The organism is Streptomyces sp. T12, assembly GCF_028736035.1.
In the GTDB taxonomy this organism is placed as follows: Bacteria; Actinomycetota; Actinomycetes; order Streptomycetales; family Streptomycetaceae; genus Streptomyces.
Genome location: NZ_CP117866.1, coordinates 9,458,512 through 9,481,673 on the forward strand (window position 1 = coordinate 9,458,512; position 23,162 = coordinate 9,481,673).

General features: G+C 70.7%; 19 protein-coding genes, 1 pseudogene and 1 riboswitch. Of the genes and pseudogenes, 18 read left to right on the forward strand and 2 right to left on the reverse strand.

Annotated features, from left to right (window positions below; all coding sequences use genetic code 11):
• Positions 1-58: 58 nt before the first annotated feature.
• The 6 genes from PBV52_RS42405 (at position 59) to PBV52_RS42430 (ending at position 8,340) form a co-directional block, all read left to right on the forward strand.
• Positions 59-2,128 carry an alpha-galactosidase gene (locus PBV52_RS42405; protein ID WP_274246390.1) on the forward strand — a complete coding sequence of 690 codons (2,070 nt, stop codon included), beginning with the start codon at positions 59-61 and terminating at the stop codon, positions 2,126-2,128.
• A 307-nt stretch (positions 2,129-2,435) separates the two neighbouring features.
• A riboswitch (cyclic di-AMP (ydaO/yuaA leader) is annotated at positions 2,436-2,593 on the forward strand.
• 4 nt (positions 2,594-2,597) lie between these two features.
• A complete protein-coding gene (locus PBV52_RS42410) occupies positions 2,598-3,533 on the forward strand; it encodes a LysM peptidoglycan-binding domain-containing M23 family metallopeptidase (protein ID WP_274246391.1) in 936 nt (311 codons plus the stop codon).
• Positions 3,534-3,749: 216 nt separating this feature from the next.
• Entirely contained in the window at positions 3,750-4,811 is a 1,062-nt protein-coding gene (locus tag PBV52_RS42415; protein ID WP_274246393.1) for a GDSL-type esterase/lipase family protein, read from the forward strand.
• Positions 4,811-6,709 (forward strand): hypothetical protein, encoded by a 1,899-nt coding sequence (locus PBV52_RS42420; protein ID WP_274246395.1) that lies wholly within the window; start codon positions 4,811-4,813, stop codon positions 6,707-6,709. Before PBV52_RS42415 ends, PBV52_RS42420 begins: the two co-directional genes overlap by 1 nt.
• Complete coding sequence (locus PBV52_RS42425; protein ID WP_274246397.1) at positions 6,693-7,409, forward strand: DUF6250 domain-containing protein; 717 nt, start codon at positions 6,693-6,695, stop codon at positions 7,407-7,409. Before PBV52_RS42420 ends, PBV52_RS42425 begins: the two co-directional genes overlap by 17 nt.
• Before the next feature lie 145 nt (positions 7,410-7,554).
• On the forward strand, positions 7,555-8,340 hold the full coding sequence (locus PBV52_RS42430) for an SGNH/GDSL hydrolase family protein (RefSeq protein WP_274249920.1): 786 nt from the start codon (positions 7,555-7,557) through the stop codon (positions 8,338-8,340).
• A 97-nt stretch (positions 8,341-8,437) separates the two neighbouring features.
• On the opposite strand, the gene PBV52_RS42435 is transcribed toward PBV52_RS42430, so the two are convergent.
• A complete protein-coding gene (locus PBV52_RS42435) occupies positions 8,438-9,058 on the reverse strand; it encodes a TetR/AcrR family transcriptional regulator (protein WP_274246399.1) in 621 nt (206 codons plus the stop codon).
• Between the two features lie 68 nt (positions 9,059-9,126).
• Positions 9,127-10,305, reverse strand: coding sequence for a Glu/Leu/Phe/Val dehydrogenase dimerization domain-containing protein (locus tag PBV52_RS42440; protein WP_274246400.1), 1,179 nt, complete (start codon positions 10,303-10,305; stop codon positions 9,127-9,129).
• Between the two features lie 171 nt (positions 10,306-10,476).
• Between PBV52_RS42440 and PBV52_RS42445 the strand changes: the two genes are divergently transcribed.
• The 12 genes and pseudogenes from PBV52_RS42445 to PBV52_RS42500 all read left to right on the forward strand — a co-directional run bounded on the left by PBV52_RS42445 (position 10,477) and on the right by PBV52_RS42500 (position 23,075).
• Positions 10,477-11,652 (forward strand): MBL fold metallo-hydrolase, encoded by a 1,176-nt coding sequence (locus tag PBV52_RS42445; protein WP_274246402.1) that lies wholly within the window; start codon positions 10,477-10,479, stop codon positions 11,650-11,652.
• A gap of 859 nt (positions 11,653-12,511) precedes the next feature.
• Positions 12,512-14,347 (forward strand): annotated as a pseudogene (locus tag PBV52_RS42450) (ATP-binding protein); the annotation flags it as partial.
• Between the two features lie 923 nt (positions 14,348-15,270).
• Positions 15,271-15,705 carry a roadblock/LC7 domain-containing protein gene (locus PBV52_RS42455; RefSeq protein ID WP_274246404.1) on the forward strand — a complete coding sequence of 145 codons (435 nt, stop codon included), beginning with the start codon at positions 15,271-15,273 and terminating at the stop codon, positions 15,703-15,705.
• A 2-nt stretch (positions 15,706-15,707) separates the two neighbouring features.
• Positions 15,708-16,079 carry a DUF742 domain-containing protein gene (locus PBV52_RS42460; RefSeq protein WP_274246405.1) on the forward strand — a complete coding sequence of 124 codons (372 nt, stop codon included), beginning with the start codon at positions 15,708-15,710 and terminating at the stop codon, positions 16,077-16,079.
• Positions 16,057-16,656, forward strand: coding sequence for an ATP/GTP-binding protein (locus tag PBV52_RS42465; protein ID WP_274246407.1), 600 nt, complete (start codon positions 16,057-16,059; stop codon positions 16,654-16,656). The genes PBV52_RS42460 and PBV52_RS42465 overlap by 23 nt, the downstream gene beginning before the upstream one ends.
• Positions 16,657-16,715: 59 nt before the next feature.
• A complete protein-coding gene (locus tag PBV52_RS42470; RefSeq protein ID WP_274246409.1) occupies positions 16,716-17,291 on the forward strand; it encodes a GAF domain-containing protein in 576 nt (191 codons plus the stop codon).
• A gap of 73 nt (positions 17,292-17,364) precedes the next feature.
• Positions 17,365-18,555, forward strand: a complete 1,191-nt coding sequence (locus tag PBV52_RS42475) for a Gfo/Idh/MocA family protein (RefSeq protein ID WP_274246412.1) — start codon at positions 17,365-17,367, stop codon at positions 18,553-18,555.
• Positions 18,556-18,723: 168 nt separating this feature from the next.
• On the forward strand, positions 18,724-19,752 hold the full coding sequence (tdh, locus tag PBV52_RS42480; RefSeq protein ID WP_274246413.1) for an L-threonine 3-dehydrogenase: 1,029 nt from the start codon (positions 18,724-18,726) through the stop codon (positions 19,750-19,752).
• Between the two features lie 48 nt (positions 19,753-19,800).
• The gene (locus PBV52_RS42485; protein WP_274246415.1) at positions 19,801-20,994 is read left to right on the forward strand and encodes a glycine C-acetyltransferase; all 1,194 of its coding nucleotides are present in this window, start codon (positions 19,801-19,803) and stop codon (positions 20,992-20,994) included.
• A gap of 38 nt (positions 20,995-21,032) precedes the next feature.
• Entirely contained in the window at positions 21,033-21,935 is a 903-nt protein-coding gene (locus tag PBV52_RS42490) for a LysR family transcriptional regulator (RefSeq protein WP_274246417.1), read from the forward strand.
• A 46-nt stretch (positions 21,936-21,981) separates the two neighbouring features.
• Positions 21,982-22,566 (forward strand): helix-turn-helix domain-containing protein, encoded by a 585-nt coding sequence (locus PBV52_RS42495; protein WP_274246419.1) that lies wholly within the window; start codon positions 21,982-21,984, stop codon positions 22,564-22,566.
• The gene (locus tag PBV52_RS42500; RefSeq protein WP_274246421.1) at positions 22,563-23,075 is read left to right on the forward strand and encodes a GNAT family N-acetyltransferase; all 513 of its coding nucleotides are present in this window, start codon (positions 22,563-22,565) and stop codon (positions 23,073-23,075) included. The genes PBV52_RS42495 and PBV52_RS42500 overlap by 4 nt, the downstream gene beginning before the upstream one ends.
• Positions 23,076-23,162 lie beyond the last annotated feature (87 nt).

The window sequence follows — 23,162 nt, forward strand, 5'->3', positions numbered from 1 at the left end:
GCGCGGCCCCTGATGATGTTGGTACTTGATCGCACCTGTTCGCATCTGTGAGGGCTTGATGCTGGAGATCTCCGACAACGGCCGTACGTGGCTCCTGACCGGGCCGACCAGCAGTTACGCCATCCATCTGACCGACGGCGACGAACTCCTGCACCTGCACTGGGGGCCACGGATCGCCCTCGCCGACGCCGAGGCCCTCGCCGTACGCCCGCTGCCGGAGTACTGGCCCTTCGAGTCCCCGCTCGACGGACGCGAGGAGTACCCCGTCGAGGGTGGCCCCCGCTTCGTACGGCCCGCCCTGTCCGTGCGCGCCGAGGAGCGGCGCGGCACCGAGTGGGGCTTCGAGCACTACGAGGCCGAGGGCGACGAGCTGCGGTTGCGCTTTGGTGACGGCGGACTGGACGTCACCCTGCACTACCGGATGCGCGGGGACGTCGTGGAGCGCTGGATGACCCTGGACAACCACGGGTCCGCCCTGGAACTGCTGCGCGCCGACTCGGCCACCTGGACGCTGCCCGACCGGGAGGACTGGCGGCTGTCCCAGTTGCACGGCCGCTGGGGCGCCGAGTCCCGGCTGGCGCGGTCCCCGCTCACCTACGGTGAGAAGGTCATCGGCAGCCGGCGCGGGCACACCGGCCACCAGCACCTGCCGTGGGTCGCGCTCGACACGGACGCCACCGAGGAGCGTGGCGAGGTCTACGGCTGCGCCCTCGGCTGGTCCGGGTCCTGGCGCATCGCCGTGGCCCAACTCCCGGACGCGCGCGTGCAGATCACCGGCGGGGCCGGTCACGACGACTCGGGCTTGCTGCGGCTGGCGGCGGGGGAGTCCTTCGTGACGCCCGTCTTCGCCGGGTTGTGGAGCGACGGTGGCTTCGGCGGGGCGAGCCGGGCCTGGCACGCGTATCAGCGCGCGTATGTGATCCCGGACGCCGACCGGGACCGGCCGGTGCTGTTCAATTCCTGGGAGGCGACGGAGTTCGACATCTCCGAGGAGCAGCAGAGTGTGCTCGCGCGGCGGGCCGCGGCCATCGGCGTCGAGCTGTTCGTGGTCGACGACGGCTGGTTCGGGACGCGCACCAGCGACCGCGCCGGGCTCGGCGACTGGGCGCCCAACCCCGACCGCTTCCCGTCGGGCCTCAAGCCGCTCGCCGAGTACGTGCACGCGCTCGGGATGCAGTTCGGCATCTGGGTCGAACCGGAAATGGTCAATCCGGACAGCGAGCTGTATCGCGCCCACCCGGACTGGGTGCAGCATCAAACGGGACGAAAGCGGACGGAATTCCGCAATCAGCTCGTACTGAACCTCGCACGCGACGACGTCCAGGAGTACCTCTGGGAGCAGCTCGACGGGCTCCTCTCCAGCGCCCCCATCGACTATGTGAAGTGGGACTTCAACCGTTGCTTCACCGACGCCGGCTGGCCCGGTGAGCCGTACCCGCAGCGCCTGTGGGTCGACCACGTGCGCGCCCTGTACCGCCTGCTGGACCGGCTGCGTGCCGCTCACCCGGGCGTCGCCTTCGAGTCCTGCTCGGGCGGTGGCGGGCGGATCGACCTCGGCGTGCTGAGCCGCACGGACCAGGTGTGGACCTCGGACAACACCGACCCCCTCGACCGGCTCGCCATCCAGCACGGCTTCAGTCAGATCCACCCGGCCAGGGTCATGGCCGCCTGGGTCACCGACAGCCCGAACGCCATGCTCAACCACCGTGCCAGCTCGCTGCGCTTCCGGTTCGTGAGCGCCATGGCGGGAGTGCTCGGCGTCGGCGGCGATCTCACCCGGTGGAGCGAGGACGAGCTCGCCGAGGCCGGGAAGTGGGTGACGCTCTACAAGGAGATCCGGCCCGTGGTGCAGCGTGGCGACCTCTATCGGCTGCGGCCGCCGCGGGGCGGGCTGAGCGCGGTGCAGTACGTGCTGGGGGACGAGACGGTCGTCCTCGCCTGGCTCCAGGCCCAGAGTTACGGCGAGGCCGTCCCAGCGCTGCGGCTGCGCGCTCTCGACCCGACAGCATCGTACGAATGCCTTGAAACGGGCGAAATTCACAGAGGTGCCGTATTGGCGCATCATGGACTGCGCACCGGCTTGCGTGGCGACCTTGATGCGACGGTTATCCGACTGCGTCGCATCTAGGAGTTCTGTCCGAATTGGCGCCTTCATTCCAACTCGCTCTGGAGCAAAGGAAGCTGGAGCGGTGCCACGTGAGGAGCGTCATATTCGTGACCGTGCGTCGCCCGTCATGTTCACGTAATACACGTGGCTTTCAAGGGGTTTTGAGTCGGGCGGCGCCCCGATAATCCACGGAGGGTGACCGGTAATTCCCACAAGGGATCAACAGGAACGCATTCGGACGGAACCTCTCACTTGTTCCCTTGCGTCTTCCTCGCTTACGTTCGCCACCAATCCGGACGGACGCCTAATCCTGCCGCCGACCGGATCCCGCGCAAACTCACCCGTGTACGGCAGGAGCGGGGGACCCACAGGTACAACCGCCTGTTCCGGTCTCCGGAACGGCTTGGGGTCAAGTCGCGTCCCGACGTGACCGGGCATCTCCAGCCCGCACCCGACAGCTCACCTCGCAGGCGCCGGAGAGGAATTCGCCATGCCCGCGAAGGGTAAGCACCGCCGTCCGAAGTCCCAGCGCTTCACCCGCTCCATCGCCGTCGCCGGAACCGGTGGCGCCGCTCTCGCCCTCCCGCTCATCGGGGCCACGGGTGCCCACGCCGCTCCCTCTCAGTCCGTTTCGGAAAAGGCCGTTCAGTCTCTTCCGTCCGCCGAGAAGAAGGCGGTCCAGAAGAAGGCCGCCGAGAAGAAGACGGGTGTGCGGACCTATTCGGTGAGGGTCGGCGACTACCTCTCGAAGATCGCCGACGAGCAGAACGTCAGCGGTGGCTGGAAGAAGCTCTACGCCGACAACCGCGAGGCCGTCGGCGAGGACCCGTCGCTGATCCACCCCGGCCTGAAGCTCACGATCGGCAAGAAGGCTGCGGCGAGCGCCCCCAAGTCCTCGTCGCCTTCCTCTTCTTCCTCCTCTTCGGCGCCCTCCAAGGACTCGTCCGCTGAGAAGTCCTCCGCCGCGAAGAAGACGACCACGGCCGCCCGGAGCGCCGAGACCACCAGCACCGCCAGTGGCTTCTCCGCCCCCGTCGCCGGTGCCGCCGTCAGCACCGCCTACAAGGTGGCGGGCAGCATGTGGTCCAGCGGCTACCACACCGGCGTGGACTTCGTGACCCCGACCGGTACCGCGCTGAAGGCCGTGGGCGCGGGCACGGTCGTCTCCGCGGGCTGGGGCGGCGCCTACGGCAACCAGGTCGTCGTCCAGCTCGCCGACGGCTACTACGCCCAGTACGCCCACCTGTCGTCGCTCTCCGTCTCGGCCGGCCAGGCCGTGACCGCGGGCCAGCAGCTCGGCCTCTCCGGCGCGACCGGCAACGTGACCGGCCCGCACCTCCACTTCGAGGTCCGCACCACGCCGGACTACGGCTCGGACGTGGACCCGGTCGCCTACCTCCGCTCGAAGGGCATCCCGGTCGGCTGACGACCGCCTTCCTCGCAACCACCTGCCTGACACGCAACCGAAGGCCGGACCTCGATCCCCGGGTCCGGCCTTCGGTGTGTCCGGCCTTGCTCGTTCATGATCGTTCCATTGCGGTCTTGTGGTAGAGGTGTCCAAGGTGTCGACAGTGCGGGGAGGGTGAGGACACAGTGATCTCCGTTAGGGTGCAAGCGCTTTCTGCGGCTCATGGAGGTTCCCGTGTCCGGCGTCGACAGACGTACGTCCCTGGCCGCCGCGGTGGCCGTGGGGTTGCTCCTCGGTGCCCAGCAGCCCGCTTTGGCGTCCGGTGACCCGAACGTCGTACGGCCTGACGACAGGCGTCTGGCCTACGAGGGGCACTGGGGCCGGACCGCCGAGGCGGCCACCACCGTCAACTCGGGCTCCCGGCTGAGGTTCCGCTTCACCGGCAGCAGTATCCACGCTCTCTTCGACGTCGCCTCGATCACCGTGCCCGCGCAGGTCTATGTGTCGGTCGACGGCAGGCCGAAGCGGCTGCGCGCGGTCGACCGGAGCGATCTGGAGATCACGGCGGAGGGTCGGGGACCCCACTCGGTCGAGATCTCCGTCAAGGACGTCTTCTCCCGGGCCAACCGCTGGACTCCGCCGCTTGAGACGGGTGTCGTCCTGACCGGACTGCGCCTCGGCGACGGCGGACACCTGCTGCATCAACCTGCTCGCAGCGCCCGGAAGTTGGTCTTCTACGGCGACTCCATCACGCAGGGCGTCATGGCTCTGTGCGAGGTGAACACCTCCGACTGCGCCGACGGGACAGCGGCCTACCCCACACTCGTCGCCGACGCCCTGCGCGCCTCGCTCACTCAGGTCGGCTTCGGTCGCCAGGGTGTGATCCAGACCGGCAACGGGGGAGTGCCGGCCGCGGCGGACGCGTACGGCTGGAACCACGTGGGCTCCCGGGCCGATTCCGACCGCCGGGCCGACGTGATCGTGGTGAACCAGGGCACCAACGACGCGACGTACGGCTCGGACGCATTCCGGGCGGCCTATCGTGCCTACCTCGACCAGCTGCGGGCCGCCGCGCCGCACGCCCGCATCCTCGCGCTGCGCCCGTTCAACGGCGCACACGCCGACGACATCGCCGCCGTGGTCGGTGAACTCGCCGACCCGCGCACCGAGTTCGTCGACACGACCGACTGGCTCTCCCCGGCGGACGGTGACTTCAACGGCACCGTCCACCCCAGCGCCCAAGGCCATCGCAGGGTGGCCGACCGACTGATCGCCCTGCTCGCAAAGGAGCTCTAGTGGGCCTCGACCGACGCCGAAGAATCGGTGCCGTCGCCGCCGCGACCCTGCTGGCCGGCCTGTTCTCCGCGCCCGCCGGCCACTCCGCGGAGAAACCGCACCGGATCGTGGAGAACCTGGACCGCGGCCTGGTCGCCGTCCCCTCCGGCGGAGGAACCTTCCTCAGCTGGCGGCTCCTCGGCACCGAGTACGCGCGGTACGGCGACGCCCTCGCCTTCAACGTGTACAAGAACGGGCGGCGACTGAACCGCGCCCCGGTGACCAAGTCGACGACATACCAGGACAACACCCCCGGCACGGGCACGTACACCGTGCGCGCGATCGTGAGCGGACGTGAGCAGCGGCCGAGCCCGGCCGCTCTCGACCTCGCGCAGGGCTACGCCGAGATCCCGCTCGCCGCCGCCGACGGCTACACCGTGCAGCACGCCTGGCCCGGCGACCTCGACGGCGACGGACGCTACGAACTCGTCGTCAGCCGCCTCTCGCAGACCCGCGACAAGCCCGATCTGCTGGAGGCGTACACCCTCACCGACGAGCGGCTCTGGCGCGTGGACCTCGGCCCCGGCTCGTACACGCAGGTCGGCGGCAACGGCGCCAACGACCCCGCGCCCGCCGCGATCAGCGGTTCGTCGGCGATCGGCGGCTACCGCAACGACGACAACGTCACGGTGTACGACCTCGACGGCGACGGCAGGGCCGAGGTGCTGGTGCACACCGCCGACGGCACCACCTTCGCCGACGGTTCGAAGGTCACCGTCGCCTCGCCCGCGAACCAGTTCGTCTCCGTGATCGACGGCGCGACCGGCACCGAGCTCACCCGGCAGCCCGTACCCGACGACTTCGCGACCGACGGCCCGTCCGGCGGCCACTTCGGCATCGCCTACCTCGACGGCGCACACCCCAGCCTCGTCACGAAGCTGGTCACGCGCGTCGGCGCCCGGCGCGGAGCCTTCCGCATCCTCTTCCAGACCTGGGACTTCAACGGCACCGACCTGACCCGCCGTTGGAAGTACGTCGTGCCTGCCGACAGCGGCGCGACCAGCTTCCACCAGATCCGCACGGTCGACGTCGACCAGGACGGCACGGACGAGATCGCCGACGGCAACTACGTCGTCAACAGCGACGGCACCCTCCGGTACGTCGTCGACGGCGCCGGACACGGGGACCGCTTCCACATCGCAGACCTCGACCCCGACCGCCCCGGCCTGGAGGGCTTCGCGATCCAGCAGGCGGAGCTGGGAGTCGTACCGAAGTTCCCCTGGTACTACTACGACGCCGACACGGGCGAGCGCCTGGTGACCGGCCGGCACCCCGCCGACTGGGAGAACGACACCGACATCGACGTCGGCCGCGGCAGCACCGGCGACATCGACCCGAACCACCCCGGCTACGAGTACTGGACCTCCACCGCCGACGTCACCGCACCGGGCGCGGGCGTCTACAACGTCCAGGACGGCAAGGTCTCCACGACCACGCCCAGCATCAACTTCCGTATCTGGTGGGACGGTGACAAGGCGTCAGAGCTCCTCGACCACACGCACGTCGAGAAGTGGGACCCGGCGACCCGGACCAGCGCGAAGATCTTCGAGCCCTCGGGTGTCGTGTCGGGTCCCCGCAACGCGACCCCGTTCTACGGCGACATCCTCGGCGACTGGCGCGAGGAGATCCTCGCCGAGACCGCCGACCACACCGCACTGCGCCTCTGCACCACCATCGAGCCCACGAGGACGCGCCTCTACACCCTCGCCCAGAACCCCGAGTACCGCCTCGGCTGGACCGTGCGGGGCTACCTGCAGTCGACGTACACGGACTACTACCTCGGCACCGAGACCCGTCGCGTGCCGAAGCCCACGATCACTCTCCCGGAAGGGGACGTCTCCCATGACGACCACGCGTAGAGCCTTCGGAGCCCTGGCCGCCGGCGCCGCCCTCGCAGCCCTCGCTCCGGCGGGGACGGCGAGCGCCACGCCCCGCCACCGTCGCCTCATCGCCCACGACGACTTCCGTCACGGCCTGGGGCAATGGGCGGTGGAACTCGAGAAGGGCGGCACCGTCACCGCCTCCCGCGGGGTCCTGGAGGTCGACGTACCCGCCGGAGCGACGGTCTGGTTCAAGAAGCGGCTGGAAGGGCCGTATGTCATCGAGTACACGGCCACGCCCATATCGGCAGGCGGTGTCAACGACCGCGTCTCCGACCTGAACAACTTCTGGAACGCGACCGACGTCCGCTCCCCTGGCGACATCTTCGCCACCTCGCGCGGCGGGGCACTGGCGGAGTACGACTACCTCAAGACGTACTACGTCGGCTACGGCGCCAACACCAACACCACGACGAGGCTGCGCCGGTACGTCGGCCAGGCCGGGGTCCGCCCACTGATCTACGACTACACGGAGCCGCTGCTCGTGGCGAACGAGCCCAACCGCGTCCGGATCGTCTCCGACGGCTCGACCGTGCGGTGGTGGAACAACGGGCGGCTCGTCTTCGACTACACCGACCAGGAGCCCTATACCGGTGGCCACTTCGCCTTCCGGACCACCTGGAGCCACTTCCGGATCAGCGACTTCCGGGTGTGGCGGTTGAGCCCACAACGCCCCTGATCAGAGGCTTATTCCAGGTTTGGCCAACACTTTACAAGTGGCTTATCTCACCGACCGTCAACCCCTCCTTACGGTCGCGTAGGTCACATTCGAAGGTGAATCATGTGCCGATGTGGCAGACGATTCGAAGAGTGACAGCAGATCAGTGATCGGGTCGTACGTTGCGGTGGGGGACAGCTTCACCGAGGGCGTCGGCGACCCCGGTCCCGACGGGGCGTTCGTCGGCTGGGCCGACCGGTTCGCGGTACTGCTCGCGGACCGGCGGCCCGAGGGCGCCTTCAACTACACGAACCTCGCCGTACGCGGCAAACTGCTCGACCAGATCGTCGAGGACCAGCTTCCGAAGGCCGTCGAACTGGCCCCGGACCTGGTCTCGTTCTGCGCGGGCGGCAACGACATCATCCGACCCGGAACCGACCCCGACGAGGTGGCCGAGCGCTTCGAGCGGGCGATCATCCGGCTCACCTCCGCCGTCGGCACCGTCATGGTGACGACCGGCTTCGACACCCGTGGCGTGCCCGTGCTGAAGCATCTGCGCGGCAAGATCGCCACCTACAACGGTCATGTGCGGGCCATCGCCGACCGGTACGGCTGTCCGGTGCTCGACCTGTGGTCCCTGAAGACCGTTCAGGACCGCAGGGCCTGGGACGGCGACCGGCTCCACCTGTCTCCCGAGGGGCACACACGCGTGGCGCTGCGCGCGGGCCAGGTCCTCGGCCTGGAGGTGCCGGCCGACCCGGATCAGCCCTGGCCGCCGCTCCCGCCCCGCGGCACTCTCGAGATCCGCAGGGACGACGTCCACTGGGCGCGGGAGTACCTGGTGCCGTGGATCGGACGGCGCCTGCGCGGTGAGTCGTCGGGGGACCATGTGACGGCCAAGGGCGCGCTGTCCCCGGACGACATCAAGATGCGGATCGAATCGGTGGCTTGAGGCGGCGCCTGGGCGGTGTGGGCCGGGCCCTGTTCGGGGGCACGGCCCACACGGCTGTCGTGGCCGTGGTGCACCGACCGCTCGGCGATCGACGACCTCACCGCACCGACGCCGTCAACGCCTCCCGCTCCAGCCCCAGTTCACGGGCGAGCGCCTCGTCCACCCACTCCTGGGCACGCGCGCGTGACACCGCGCCGCGGTACGACGTCAGCTGCACGGCGAGTCCGTCCAGGAGGGCCGTCAGACGCAGTGCCGTGCCGGTGGGGTCCGGGCAGCGGAACTCGTCCGCGGCCACGCCCTGCGCGATGACCTCGGCGATGGCCGCCTTCCACTGCCGGTCCAGGTCCCGTGTGACCTCCTGCAACGCGGGCTCGCGCAGCGCCGCCGCCCAGCCCTCGATCCACAGCCGCCAGCCCTTGGCCTGGCCGGTCGGCGCGTACCAGCGCACCGCCGCCCGCAGCCGTCGCAGCGCCGTTGTACGGCGGCCCAGCAGCCTGCGCAGACGGGCCAGGTCGCTCTCCGCCGCGTGGGCGAACGCGGCCGCGACCAGCTTCTCCTTCGTGGCGAAGTGATAGAGCACCAGCGCGTTGCTCACCCCGAGCACCGAGGCCACGTCGGCGATCCTGACCGCCGACACGCCCCGCGCCTCTATCTGCTCGACGGCGGCCCGCAGCAACTCCTCACGCCGCTCGGCCACGCTCAACCGCACTCTTGCCACTCGGTCACCCTAAAGCCTCGCCACGAGCCGTTCGCGCAGCCGCGGTCGAGGGGCCTTTCCCCCCGCCGTCACCGGTGCAGGCCGAAGCGCTCCGCGATCACCGGCAGCCGATCGGCCGCGATGGCGTACGCGGCGGCCCGGGGTGTCGTCCCGTAGGCCTCCGCGCGGGCCAGGATGTGGTCGGTCAGGGCGCGCAGCGAGCGTTGCGTGCGGGCGAACGCCTCGTCCGCGTCCGGGCCGATGTCGCCGAACAGCGTCCACCACCACCAGGCGTTCGTGGCCGAGTTGACCACGATGTCCGGCAGCACGGTGATGCCCCGCGCGGCCAGCAGTTCCTCCGCCTCGGGCCGTACGGGCATGTTGGCCGCCTCGGCGATCCAGCGGGCGGTGATCCGCCCTTGGTTCGCGGCATCGATCGCGTACGAGACGGCCGCCGGCACCAGCACCTCCGCCTCGACCGACAGCCAGGCGTCGCCCGGCAGTTCACGGTCGCCGGGGCGCAGCGCGGCGCGGTCGACCGTGCCGTACGCGTCCCGTGCCGCGAGCAGGGTCTCGATGTCGAGGCCCGCCGGGTTGGCGATCGTGCCCTTGATGTCGGCGACGGCCACGACCGTGAGCCCCGCGCGCGTGAGGAAGCGCGCCGTGGCCCCGCCCATGGTTCCGAGCCCCTGTACGGCGACGCGCGTCCTCCAGTACGGCACACCGGCCCGGTCCAGCGCCGTGAGCACCGACTCGGCGACCCCGCAGCCGCCGACCAGCTCGTCGAGCCCGATGCCGTCCACCGCGACCGCGAACGCGTCCGCGAGCCGCCGACGGGCGCCTGCCTCGTCGTCGAGCAGCGGATACACGGCCTGGACGGACGAGACGAGCCCCACCTCGGCGGCCGCCCGGTCGACCACGTCCTGGGTGAGACCGAGGTCCTCGCCCGTGGTCCAGAAGCTCTCGATGTACGGCCGCATGGTCCGCAGGTAGCGCACCAGGAGCCCGTACGCCTCCGGATCGCGGGGATCGCAGTCGATGCCGCCCTTGGCGCCGCCCAGGGGGACGTACCGCGCCTCGGGGTCGTAGTGCAGGGCTTCCTTCATGCTCATGCCGCGGGCGAGCCCGGTGACCTCGTCCAGCGTGCAGCCCGGCCGCATCCGCAGCCCGCCGCTGGACACGCCGCGCACCAGCCGGTCGACGACCAGGAAGCCCTGGCGGCCGGTGACGTGGTCGGTCCAGGTGAGCGACAGCAGGGGGGTGGTCATGGGGTCTCCGGAGGGGGCGAGGGACGCGTGCCGCGCACGGTTACTGAACGATGGGTCAGTATCGAAGTGGGGCGAGGACATGTCAACGTACGGAATGGATCAGGGGGCGTACGGGGTTGTCGGAGGGGCTGCCCATAATGGACTTTCGCACCGACTCCACCTGGAGGTACCGTGGCCGGTTTTCGTTTCCCGAGCTCCGGGCTCAGCGCCCTGCGGCCCGAGGCCTTCGGCGTGGACCCGAGCGGTGAGCGCATGGCGCGCATCCGTAATTCGCCGCACTTCCGGGACGGGGTCTTCCAGAACCCCGGAGGTGCCGCCCGGACCAGACCCTCGGGCTCGATGACGGAGTTCGCGAAGGTCTTCTTCGACAAGGACACCCGGCCCCGCCGTGCCCCGAAGGGCACCGTGCCGGTTCACCCCACCACCTACGCCGACCTCGCGAAGCCTCCCGTCGGCGGGCTCCGCCTGACCTGGATGGGACACTCGAGCGTCCTCGCGGAGATCGACGGCCACCGGGTGCTCTTCGACCCCGTGTGGGGCGAGCGCTGCTCCCCCTTCCCCTTCGCCGGGCCCAAGCGGCTGCATCCGGTGCCGCTGCCGCTCGCCGCGCTCGGGCCGGTCGACGTCGTCGTCATCTCGCACGACCACTACGACCACCTCGACCTGCCCACGATCAAGGCACTGGCCGGCACGGACACGCTCTTCGCCGTACCGCTCGGCGTGGGCGCCCACCTCGAACACTGGGGTGTCTCCGCCGACCGGCTGCGCGAGCTGGACTGGCACGAGGCGACGAAGGTCGGCGGACTCACCCTGACCGCCACCCCGGCCCGCCACTTCTGCGGTCGCGGACTGCGCAACACGCAGCACACACTCTGGGCGTCCTGGGTCGTCGCCTCGGACGAACACCGGATCTACCACAGCGGTGACACCGGCTACTTCGACGGCTTCAAGGACATCGGCGCCGACCACGGCCCGTTCGACTCCACGATGATCCAGCTCGGCGCCTACTCGGACTTCTGGCCCGACATCCACATGACGCCGGACGAGGGCGTCCGGGCCCACCTCGACCTTCAGGGCGGCGATCCGTCCGTGGGCGTCATGCTGCCGATCCACTGGGGCACCTTCAACCTGGCGACGCATCCCTGGGCGGAGCCGGGGGAGTGGACGATGCGGGCCACGCACAAGGCCGGGGTCACCATGGCGGCTCCGCTCTGCGGCGAGCCCTTCGAACCGGCCTCGGTGCCGCCGGTGACGCCGTGGTGGCGTGAGGCGGCCGAGGCGCCCGCCGAGGGCTGGCCGGCGTGGCCGCCGGTCGCGCCGGAGCCGGACACTGTGGTGGTCGCCTAGGGCACGGTCTGGGCCTCGCGCGTGGGCTGACTCGTCCTGGCGCGGTGGCCGTGGGACGTTCGGCCGGACTGGGGCGGTGTGCCCGGGCGCGGGCGCGAAGGGACGTGTGCGCGAAGGGGCGTGTGTGTGAGGGAAGAGGCACGCGTACGGGAAGGGGCATGCGTACGGGAAGAGACGTGTGCCCGGGAAGAGACGCGCGGCCGTGGCAGAGGCACGCCTCCGTGGAGAGGCGTGGGTGGGCGGTTCCGCGCGGGGGTGATGCCCACTCCTGTCAGGGCGGGGCGACGGGTTTCCGTCGGCGCCTGATTTCCGTCCTGGCGGAAAGCACGGCAGTGCGCGCGGTCGTCGGCTCGGCGCGCCCCTGTGGGGCGGTTCGCGCCGGGCGCGTGGGGGTGCGTCTGGGCGCCCGCGGGGCCATGTGCGCCGATACGGCGGGTGACGTTCTGGGGGTCGGAGGGCCGGGCGCGCGGGGTGCTGAATCGTCCCGGCCGGGGCCGTCAGGGGCGAGAGAACGGCGCGGCTGTGAGGGGTGGGGCGTATGAAGTGCCTCGCCCCTCGACTTTTCTTCGTGACCACTTCTGACCAGGTCTGATCGCTCGGTTGCTCCTCGTGGGCGAACGGTGGAGCGGGTTATCGGTCTGTCGTACGAGACCTCATACCAGAGCGGGACGCTGCCTGCCGGACTTTGTCAACTGCCCACCGCACATGATGCAGAGGCGACTACTGTCAGTGTCCGTCGGGCGACACGGAGCCGAACGCATCGGCTCCGTCGACCGACATCGCGATGGCGCATGCCCCGGGCCGCGCAGACCAGCGCGCACTCCAAGGCCCCGACCGACGGACCAGTACGAGGACCCCGATGTCTCAACTCCGCGCCCCGGCCGCACGCGCAGACCGCCGTGAGGGCGGGCGGCACGGGCGCCCGGCTGCCCGCACCGCACCCGCGCTGCCCGAGACCCACATACGGCCCCAACTGCTGCGTCTGGCCGTGCTGCCGCCCATCGCGGTGGCGCTCAGCGCCTGCGCGGCCGTGCTGTTCGTCGTGCGCACCACCGGAGCGCGGCCGAGCCTCACCCTGTGGGGCGTTCTGGCCGGCGCGGTCTCGGTGACCGTCGCGGGCATCCTGATCGCCGCGGTGGCCGCCAACCGCACCGCCAGATCCGTGAGCGAGCGCATCGGCGCCCTGCGGCGCAGCAGCGCGCGCGGCGAGGCCGATCTGCGGGCCCTTGTCGACGCACTGCGGCGCGGCGACGGGCCGCCGAATCGCAAGACGCGCAGCGGTCCGCCCGAGGACGCCGACGACTTCGAACTGCTCGCCGCCGACCTGGCCCGCGCCCACGACGGGGCCGTCACCGCCGTCGTCCAGGCCTCCCAGCTCTCCAGCCAGGCGGGCAGCGAACAGAAGCTCGAGGTCTTCGTCAACCTCGCCCGGCGGCTTCAGTCGCTCGTGCACCGGGAGATCTCGATCCTCGACGAGCTGGAGAACGAGATCGAGGACCCCGACCTGCTCAAGGGCCTCTTCCACGTCGACCACCTCGCCACCCGCATCCGCCGCCACGCCGAGAACCTCGCCGTGCTCGGCGGCGCCGTCTCCCGTCGGCAGTGGAGCAACCCGGTCTCCATGACCGAGGTGCTGCGCTCGGCCATCGCCGAGGTCGAGCAGTACTCCAGGGTCAAGCTCGTACCTCCGATCGACGGCACCCTGCGCGGGCACGCCGTCGCCGACGTCATCCACCTGCTGGCCGAACTCGTCGAGAACGCCACGGTGTTCTCCGCCCCGCACACCCAAGTGCTGCTCCGGGCCAACCTCGTGACCTCCGGGCTCGCCGTCGAGGTCGAGGACCGCGGCCTCGGCATGCCCGTCGGCGAGCAGAACCGTATGAACGCCCTGCTCGCCGACCCCGACCAGGTCAACGTCGCCAGCCTGCTGGCGGACGGGCGTATCGGGCTGTTCGTCGTGTCGCAGCTCGCCAAGCGGCACGGCATCCATGTGCGCCTGCAGACCAATATCTACGGCGGTGTCCAGGCCGTTCTCGTGGTGCCGCAGGGATTGTTGGGGACGGAACCGGGGGCGCGTGGAGGTGTGACGCGGGCGCAGGAGCAGGCGCCTCCGTCGGCCCAGACGCAAGGGGCGGTGGGAACGTCCGTACCGCCGCACTACCCGGCGCAGCCCCGTCCGCAGCAGGCGTCGGTGCCCGTGCCGCCCCAGCAGCAGCGGCAGCCCGCCTCGGCTGCGTCGGCGGCATCGGCCGCGTCGGAGGGCGGGCAGCGGGCTGGGCAGCAGGGCGGGCTGCGGGGTGCCACAGAGGCGGCGCCGGGAACGCCGGGTCGGCAGGAGCCGCAGGCCCGTGGAAGGGGTGCGGCCCCCAGGACGAGCGGCGGCGGACCGGCACCGTTGCCCGTGCGCGGCGCCGCCGAGGGGCGTGCCAACCCGGCGGAGGCCGTGCCCGGCCTGCGGCCCGACGAACGTCGGCGCCTCGAGGAGAACACCGTCACACCGCCGACTCCGCGCAACAGCACCGTCCGCGGCACCATGGGCAAGCCCCAACTGCCCCGTCGCCGGGCCCAGGAACACATCGCCCCCCAACTCCGTGAAGCCCCCACCCCGCGCCAGGAATCCGACCACCTCGCCGGGCACGACCCTGGGTTGATGGCGGCCTTCCAACGGGGGGTCGGGCTTGCGGAGACGCAGCAGCAGATGGAGGCGGCGCATATGGATGCGGCGCACGTGGAGACCGGGCATGTGGAGGTCGGGCACGTAGATGCCGGGCACATGGAGACCGGCCGGATGGACGCCGGGCACGTGGGGGCCGGACATATGGATGCCGGACATATGGATGCCGAGCACATGGGCGGCGGGCACATGGGTGGCGGGCACATGTCCGACGGGTCCGTGGAGTTGGGGCGCGGGGAATCCGGACGCGGGGAACCGGGGCAGGGCGGCGGGCACATGGATGCGCTGCATACGGATGTAGGGCGCATGGATGAGCGGCATATGAGGGCAGGCCACATGGACGCCCCGTACACGGCGTCAGGCCGCACGGTGTCGGGCCACACGACGTCTGGCCACATGGTGGCGGGGCTGCACATGGTCCCGGGTCACATGGACGTTGGCTCGGGTCACATGGACGCGAGCTACACGGACTCGGCACACACGCCCACCGCGCAGCCGACCACATCGGCATCCGCATACACGCGCTCACCGCACACGACCCCTGACACGAGGTCGCCCGACCCGCAGCCGACAGGCCTGCACCCCACGCCGACCGAGCCCATCCACCTGGAGTCCGTGCGTTCGGCGTCGATCCGTCTGGAGCCGACGAGCCTCGACACGGGTCGACCGCAGCCCACACACCTGCGGCCGACCTCCCTGGATGCACTCCACACAGACGTGACCCCCATGGCCCCCCGGCCGCCCATGGACGTATCGCCCATGGACCCGGCCCACACAACCGAGACACACCGCAGGTCCGCGCCCGGCGCCGACCACACCACCCGGCATGACGGGAGCGCACCAGCCGGATGACCACGCCCCTGACCAGCTCGAAGTCCGCCTGGAAGACCACCCCCACCCCCAGCGCTCCCGCAGACCTTCGTACCTCAAGGAGTCGATCCATCATGGCGAGCGAAGCGCCGACCGCCCATGTGTCCGATCTCGACTGGCTGATGAGCGGCCTCGTGCAGCGCGTACCTCACACCACCAGTGCGGTGCTCCTCTCCTGCGACGGGCTCGTGAAGTCGGTTCACGGCCTCGACCCGGACAGTGCCGACCACATGGCCGCCCTGGCCTCAGGCCTGTACTCCCTCGGCCGCAGCGCCGGGGTCCGTTTCGGCGACGGCGGGGACGTGCGCCAGGTCGTCGTCGAACTCGACTCGAGCCTGCTCTTCGTGACCACGGCCGGCTCCGGCACCTGTCTCGCCGTGCTGGCCGGCCGCGAGGCCGACGCGGCGGTGCTGGGCTACGAGATGGCGATGCTGGTCAAGAGCGTCCGCCCCTACCTGGTCACCGCCCCGCGGCAGCACTCCGTCGAACCGCCGGCGATGAGGCCTTGAACGTGACGGCGGCCGGCGACGGGCCTTGGCTCGACGACGCGGCCGGACGGCTGGTGCGCCCTTTCACGGTCAGCAACGGCCGTACCCGGCCCACCATCGCGCTCGACCTCATGTCGCAGGTGATGGCCACCGGGGCGACCCCCCTCGGCTACCTCGGCCCTGAGCACGAGCAGGCGCTGGACCTGTGCCGCGCCCCCGTCTCGGTCGCCGAGGTCGCCGCCCACCTGAAGCTGCCGGCGGTGGTCACCAAGGTGCTGCTGTCGGACCTCGTCGACGGCGGGGCGCTCACCACCAAGCCCCCCGAGTTCCACCACAACCCGACAGACCGGGCTCTTCTGGAGGCAGTGCTCGATGGACTACGACGACAGCTCTGACCCGTTCCCCACCGCGCTGAAGATCTTGGTGGCGGGAGGGTTCGGAGTCGGCAAGACGACCTTCGTGGGCGCGGTGAGCGAGATCGCGCCACTCAGCACGGAGGAACTGCTCACTACGGTCAGCGCCGCGACCGACAGTCTGGAGGGTGTCGAGAACAAGGTCGAGACGACGGTCGCCATGGACTTCGGCCGCATCACGCTCGACCCGGAACACGTGCTCTATCTGTTCGGCACGCCCGGACAGGAACGCTTCTGGTTCATGTGGGACGAACTCTCGGAGGGCGCGCTCGGCGCGGTCATCCTCGCCGACACCCGGCGCCTGGAGGACTGTTTCGCGGCCGTCGACTTCTTCGAGCAGCGCGGTCTCGGCTTCATCGTCGCGATCAACGAGTTCGACGGCGCCTACCGATACGACCCCGAGGAGGTCCGCGCCGCCATCGACCTCGACCCGGAGATCCCCATCGTCCGCTGCGACGCCAGGATCTCCAGCTCCGGTGTCCAGACCCTGCTGACCCTCGTCCGGCACCTCATCGCCCACACGCCGGCACACGCGCCGAGCCACGGCGCCCACATGTGACACCCGCACACCAGGACGGAGCCGCATATGATCCACGCCCACAGCGACGGAATCCGCCCATGAGCTACGGCCCACCCCGCCCGGTCGCTCGCCTGCTGCTCACCCCCGAGGACAAGGAGGCCCCCGCCCGCGCACAGCGACTGCTGAGACTGGGCCTGGGAGAGCAGGCGGACCCGGCCCTCGACGTCTTCGCGGACCATCTGGCCGCACTCACCGGGGCGCCGTACGCCATGGTCAACTTCATCGGCGAGAACCGGCAGTTCTTCGCCGGCCTGCATGTGCGGCACGCCGTGAGCCTTGCGCAGGCCGATGACAGCAAGCCGCAGCTGGGCCGCCATATGGGGCGCGACCATGGGTTCTGCCCCCATGTGGTCGTCCGACGCAAGGCGCTGGTCCTGGAAGACGTCCGCGACTATCCGCGGTTCGCGGGGAACCCGATCGTCGACGAGTTCGGTATCCGCTCCTATCTGGGCGCCCCGCTCATCGACTCCATGGGTATGGCGCTGGGCACGGTGGGCGTCGTCGACGTGGAGCCGCGGCCGTGGGGGAAGGCCGGGCTGGAGACGATCAAGGCATCGGCGGCGGAGCTGGCGGTGCGGCTGGAGCGGCGGGCGGTGGACGGGCTGCCGCTGTAAGCGGCAAGTTCGCTGCCGGCCGGGGGAATTGATGGCTCGGACCGCCTCGGATCTCTCACAGAGGAGGGACACCATGACCGACCTGCGTCTCGGCGCCCTCGGCTTCGGCCTGCGCGGCTCCCTCGCCCATACCGCGCACCGCCCCGGCCACGGCTCTCGCGTGACCGTCGTCGCCGACCCCGACCCGGCGCGACGGGACGACGCCGCGGCCCGTATTCCCGGCGTGCACACGGTCGACGACCATCGCAAGGTGATCGACGCACCGGACGTGGACGCCGTGCTCGTCCTCACTCCGGACCACACCCACGCCGACCTCGCCTGCGAGGCCCTGCGTGCGGGCAAGCCCGTGTTCGTCGAGAAGCCCCTGGACATCACCGTCGAGCGCTGCGACCGCATCCTGCGCACCGCGCACGAGACCGGGACGCGGCTGTACGTCGGGCACAACATGCGGCACATGCCGGTGGTCCGGCTGATGCGCCACATCGTCGAACGCGGCGAGATCGGCGAGGTCAAGACAGTCTGGGTGCGCCACTTCGTCGGCTACGGCGGCGACTGGTACTTCAAGGACTGGCACGCCGAACGCCGGTACACCACCGGCCTGTTGCTGCAGAAGGGCGCCCACGACATCGACGTACTGCACTGGCTCGCGGGCGGGTACACGCGCCGCGTGCAGGCGTTCGGCGACCTCATGGTGTACGGCGACAACCCACACCGACGGGCGCCGGGCGAGCCGAAGGCGGCCGACTGGTACACGGAGGACGGCCACTGGCCGCCGCACACCCAGCGGGCGCTCAACCCCACCATCGACGTCGAGGATGTGTCGCTGGTCAACATGTGCCTGGACAACGGGGTGTTGGCCGCCTACCAGCAGTGTCACTTCACCCCCGACTACTGGCGCAACTACACCGTCATCGGTGACGCGGGCCGTCTGGAGAACTTCGGGGACGGGCACGGGGCAGTGGTGCGGGTGTGGAACTCCCGGCGCTCCGTCCACCGCGCACAGGCCGATGCGGAGTATCCGGTGGCGGATGCCGTGCAGGACACGGACACCGGGCACGGCGGCGCCGATCCGCTGATCATCGACGAGTTCCTGCGGTTCGTACGGGAGGGAGGGCGCACCGACACCTCGCCGGTGGCCGCCCGGATGGCGGTGGCGGCCGGGTTCGGGGCGACCGAGTCGCTGCGGACGGGAGGAGTCGTATGCGAGGTGCCACCGCTGGACCCCGAGCTGATCGCGTACTTCGAGGGCGGGCAGCGGGGGTGAGAGGGGCGCGCGGGAGGGCGTGAAGGAAAGCTGTGGCGCCGCTTAAGAAATCCTCGATGGACCTGGGCGCCGCCGTACGGCAGATTCCTTTGCGATTCCACCCTCCTCCCACGCTGCGGGCTCCCTAGGCATGCCCGCAGCCGGGACTCACGCACAGGAGCCGTTGCGTTGAAGGCGCTGGTCAAGGAGAAAGCGGAGCCCGGGCTCCGGCTCGCGGACGTCCCGGAACCGGCCGTCGGCCCCGGTGATGTACTGATCAAGGTGCTGCGCACCGGCATCTGCGGCACCGATCTGCACATCCAGGCGTGGGACGGCTGGGCCCAGAAGGCGATCCGCACCCCGCTCGTGGTCGGGCACGAGTTCGTCGGCGAGGTCGTGGAGACCGGCCGTGACGTCGCGGACATCGCCGTGGGTGACCGGGTGAGCGGTGAGGGCCATCTCGTCTGCGGCAAGTGCCGCAACTGCCTCGCCGGACGGCGCCACCTGTGCCGGGCCACCATAGGCCTCGGCGTCGGCCGCGACGGTGCCTTCGCCGAGTACGTCGCTCTGCCCGCCGCCAACGTCTGGGTGCACCGCGTGCCGGTCGACCTCGACGTCGCAGCGATCTTCGACCCGTTCGGCAACGCCGTGCACACCGCGCTGTCGTTCCCGCTGGTCGGCGAGGACGTCCTGATCACGGGCGCCGGTCCGATCGGCCTGATGGCGGCGGCGGTGGCCCGGCACGCGGGTGCGCGCCATGTCGTGATCACCGACGTGAGCGAGGAACGGCTGGAGCTGGCCCGCAAGATCGGCGTGAGCCTCGCGCTGAACGTGTCGCAGGCGAGCATCGCCGACGGACAGCGTGAACTCGGCCTGCGCGAGGGCTTCGACATCGGCCTGGAGATGTCCGGCCGCGCCGAGGCCATGCGCGACATGATCGCCAACATGACGCACGGCGGCCGTATCGCCATGCTCGGCCTGTCCGCGCAGGAGTTCCCGGTCGACTGGGCCCGGATCGTCACCTCGATGATCACTGTCAAGGGCATCTACGGCCGCGAGATGTTCGAGACCTGGTACGCGATGTCCGTCCTGCTGGAGGGCGGCCTCGACCTGGCCCCCGTGATCACCGGCCGGTACGGCTACCGCGACTTCGAGGCGGCGTTCGCCGACGCGGCGAGCGGCCGCGGCGGCAAGGTCATCCTCGACTGGACCGCGTAACTCACCACGTAACTGCCCTCACCCGCAAGCACCTTCAGGAGCTTTCCGATGTTCGACTCCGTGCGCGACGACCTGCGCGCCACCCTCGACGAGATCCGCTCCGCCGGCCTGCACAAGCCCGAGCGTGTGATCGGCACCCCGCAGTCCGCGACCGTCGGCGTCACCGCGGGCGGCCGCCCGGGCGAGGTCCTCAACTTCTGTGCCAACAACTACCTCGGCCTCGCCGACCACCCCGAGGTGATCGCCGCCGCCCACGAGGCACTGGACCGCTGGGGCTACGGCATGGCCTCGGTCCGCTTCATCTGCGGCACGCAGGAGGTGCACAAGGAGCTGGAGGCGCGGCTGTCCGCCTTCCTCGGCCAGGAGGACACGATCCTGTACTCCTCCTGCTTCGATGCCAACGGCGGCGTGTTCGAGACGCTGCTCGGCCCGGAGGACGCGGTGATCTCCGACGCGCTGAACCACGCGTCGATCATCGACGGCATCCGCCTGTCCAAGGCCCGCCGCTTGCGCTACGCCAACCGCGATCTGGCCGACCTGGAAAGCCAGTTGAAGGAGGCGCAGTCCGCGAGGCGCCGGCTGATCGTCACCGACGGTGTCTTCTCCATGGACGGCTATGTGGCCCCGCTGCGCGAGATCTGCGACCTCGCCGACCGCTACGACGCCATGGTCATGGTCGACGACTCGCACGCCGTCGGCTTCGTCGGCCCCGGCGGCCGCGGCACGCCCGAGCTGCACGGCGTCATGGACCGCGTCGACATCATCACCGGCACCCTCGGCAAGGCACTCGGCGGCGCGTCCGGCGGCTACGTGGCGGCCCGGGCCGAGATCGTCGCCCTGCTCCGCCAGCGCTCGCGGCCGTACCTCTTCTCGAACACGCTGGCCCCGGTGATCGCGGCGGCCTCGCTCAAGGTTCTCGACCTGCTGGAGTCCGCGGACGACCTGCGCGTGCGGCTGAACGAGAACACCGCGCTGTTCCGCCGCCGGATGACCGAGGAGGGCTTCGAGATCCTCCCCGGCGAGCACGCCATCGCGCCCGTGATGATCGGCGACGCGGCCAAGGCGGGCCGACTGGCGGAGCTGCTGCTGGAGCGGGGTGTGTACGTGATCGGCTTCTCGTACCCGGTCGTGCCGCAGGGCCAGGCCCGCATCCGTGTCCAGCTGTCCGCCGCGCACTCGACGGACGACGTCAACCGTGCCGTCGACGCCTTCGTCGCGGCCCGGGCGGAACTGGAAGCCTGACGTCCGGCCGGCCCGGACATATTGCGATAATCGATCCCATGATCGAAGCGCGGCGGCTCCACATCCTCCGTGCGGTGGCCGACCACCGTACGGTGACGGCGGCTGCCGCCGCGCTGTATCTGACCCCGTCGGCGGTCTCCCAGCAGCTCACGGCCCTCGAACAGGAGACGGGCCACCGCCTGGTGGAGCGCGGCGCCAAGGGCGTACGGCTCACCCCCGCCGGCGAGATCCTGCTCAGCCACACCAACGCGGTCCTCGCCCAGCTGGAGCGCGCGGAGGCCGAGCTCGCGGCGTACAGCTCGGGCGCGGCCGGCACGGTCACGGTCGCCTCCTTCGCGACCGGCATCGCCCTGGTCGTCGCACCGGCGGTGGCCCGCCTCGCCGGGACGTCCCCCGGTATCCGCATCCGCGTCCAGGACGCCGAGGGCGACGCCAGCCTGCCGATGGTGCTGGACCGGCAGGTCGACATCGCGGTGGCCGTCGAGTACCGGGGGGCACCGCCCGCCGACGACCCACGCCTGGCCCACGTACCGCTGTACGCCGAGCCCTTCGACGCGGTCGTCCCGGTGAGCCACCGGTTGGCCGACGCGGCCGAGGTCCCGCTCTCCGAGCTGGCCAAGGACTCGTGGATCGGCCCGTACCCCGGTAACCCCTGCCACGACGTGGTCGTCCTGGCCTGCGAGAACGCCGGATTCCTGCCCCGCCTCGAACACTCCTCGGACGACTTCCGCGCCGTCGTCGCCCTCGCCTCGGCCGACGCGGGAGTGGCGCTCGTACCGCGCTCGGCGCTGCGCGGCATGGACCTCACGGGCGTCGTCGTCCGGCCCGTGGACGGGGTGGCGCCCACGCGCCGAGTCTTCGCGGCCGTACGGCGAGGTGCCGAGGAGCACCCGCTGATCCGGCCGGTGCTGGAGGCGCTCGAGGAGGTGGCGGGGGAGTGAGCCTGCCGTAACGTCACCGTTTCATATGTGGGATACCGTCCCGAATATGAAACACGCGGACGATGATGCAGACCCGAGCGCGGTCGACACCCGCCTCGGCGCCCGCTTGGCCGAGTTGCGGGCCGAACACGGCTGGTCCCTCGGCGAGTTGGCGGAACGCACCGGCATCAGCCGCTCGACCCTGTCCCGGGCCGAGCGGGCGGAGATCAGCCCCACCGCCTCGCTCCTGAACCGCCTGTGCCACGTCTACGGCCGCACCATGTCCCAACTGCTCAGCGAGGTCGAGTCCGAGCCCGCGCTGCTGGTGCGGACGGCCGAACAGCCGGTGTGGGAGGACCGCGCCTCCGGATTCGTACGACGGTCCGTGTCGCCGCCGCACGCCGGGCTGCGCGCCGAACTCGTCGAGGGGCGGCTCATCGGGGGCGCCGACATCGCCTACGACCGGCCGCCCGTACCGGGGTTGGAACAGCACATCTGGGTGCTGGAAGGGGAGCTCGGCGTGACGGTTCAGGAGGCCGAGCACCGCCTCGGAGCCGGGGACTGTCTGCGGATGCGGGTGTGGGGGCCGACGCGGTTCCGGTGCGCGGGGCCCGAAGCGGTGCGGTACGTGCTGGCGGTGGTGCTGCCATGATCGTGACGCGACTGGACGAGGCCCAACTGCTGGACCGGATCGAGGAGTTGGCCGACCTGCTGGTGGACACCGTGCAGGACGGTGCCTCCGTCGGCTTCCTCGCCCCTCTCGACCGTACGGCGGCCATGGCCTGGTGGAAGGAGCGCGCGGCCGGCGTCGGCGCCGGGCGGCTGGCCGTGTGGGTGGCGCAGGAGGGCGGGCGAACCGTCGGCACGGTCAGCCTGGACTTCCCCGACAAACCGAACAGCCGCCACCGGGCCGAACTGGTCAAGCTGATGGTGCGCCGGGACGCGCGGGGACAGGGCCTCGGCCGCAGACTCCTGACGACCGCCGAAGAGGCGGCGATCGGCGCCGGTGTCACCCTCCTCCACCTGGACACCGAGACCGACAGCCTCGCCGAGCGCCTGTACGACTCGGCCGGCTGGACCCGGGCCGGGGTGATCCCCGACTACGCGGCGAGCCCGGCCGGAGTTCTGCGGCCCACGACGATCTACTACAAGTACCTGTGACCGGTCGCCCGATTGTCAGTGCCGCCTGGAACACTCGCCGTCGTTGATCGACACCGGGTCGAACAAGCGGTACGCCAAGGGGGATTG

Bases quoted from the DNA above. Each gene is read 5' to 3' on its own strand.
- PBV52_RS42475 (WP_274246412.1), top strand. From the start codon at position 17,365: ATGACCGACCTGCGTCTCGGCGCCCTCGGCTTCGGCCTGCGCGGCTCC.
- PBV52_RS42495 (WP_274246419.1), top strand. From the start codon at position 21,982: ATGAAACACGCGGACGATGATGCAGACCCGAGCGCGGTCGACACCCGC.
- PBV52_RS42500 (WP_274246421.1), top strand. From the start codon at position 22,563: ATGATCGTGACGCGACTGGACGAGGCCCAACTGCTGGACCGGATCGAG.
- PBV52_RS42405 (WP_274246390.1), top strand. From the start codon at position 59: ATGCTGGAGATCTCCGACAACGGCCGTACGTGGCTCCTGACCGGGCCG.
- PBV52_RS42440 (WP_274246400.1), bottom strand. From the start codon at position 10,305: ATGACCACCCCCCTGCTGTCGCTCACCTGGACCGACCACGTCACCGGC.
- PBV52_RS42425 (WP_274246397.1), top strand. From the start codon at position 6,693: ATGACGACCACGCGTAGAGCCTTCGGAGCCCTGGCCGCCGGCGCCGCC.
- PBV52_RS42410 (WP_274246391.1), top strand. From the start codon at position 2,598: ATGCCCGCGAAGGGTAAGCACCGCCGTCCGAAGTCCCAGCGCTTCACC.
- PBV52_RS42470 (WP_274246409.1), top strand. From the start codon at position 16,716: ATGAGCTACGGCCCACCCCGCCCGGTCGCTCGCCTGCTGCTCACCCCC.
- PBV52_RS42455 (WP_274246404.1), top strand. From the start codon at position 15,271: ATGGCGAGCGAAGCGCCGACCGCCCATGTGTCCGATCTCGACTGGCTG.
- PBV52_RS42490 (WP_274246417.1), top strand. From the start codon at position 21,033: ATGATCGAAGCGCGGCGGCTCCACATCCTCCGTGCGGTGGCCGACCAC.
- PBV52_RS42485 (WP_274246415.1), top strand. From the start codon at position 19,801: ATGTTCGACTCCGTGCGCGACGACCTGCGCGCCACCCTCGACGAGATC.
- PBV52_RS42465 (WP_274246407.1), top strand. From the start codon at position 16,057: ATGGACTACGACGACAGCTCTGACCCGTTCCCCACCGCGCTGAAGATC.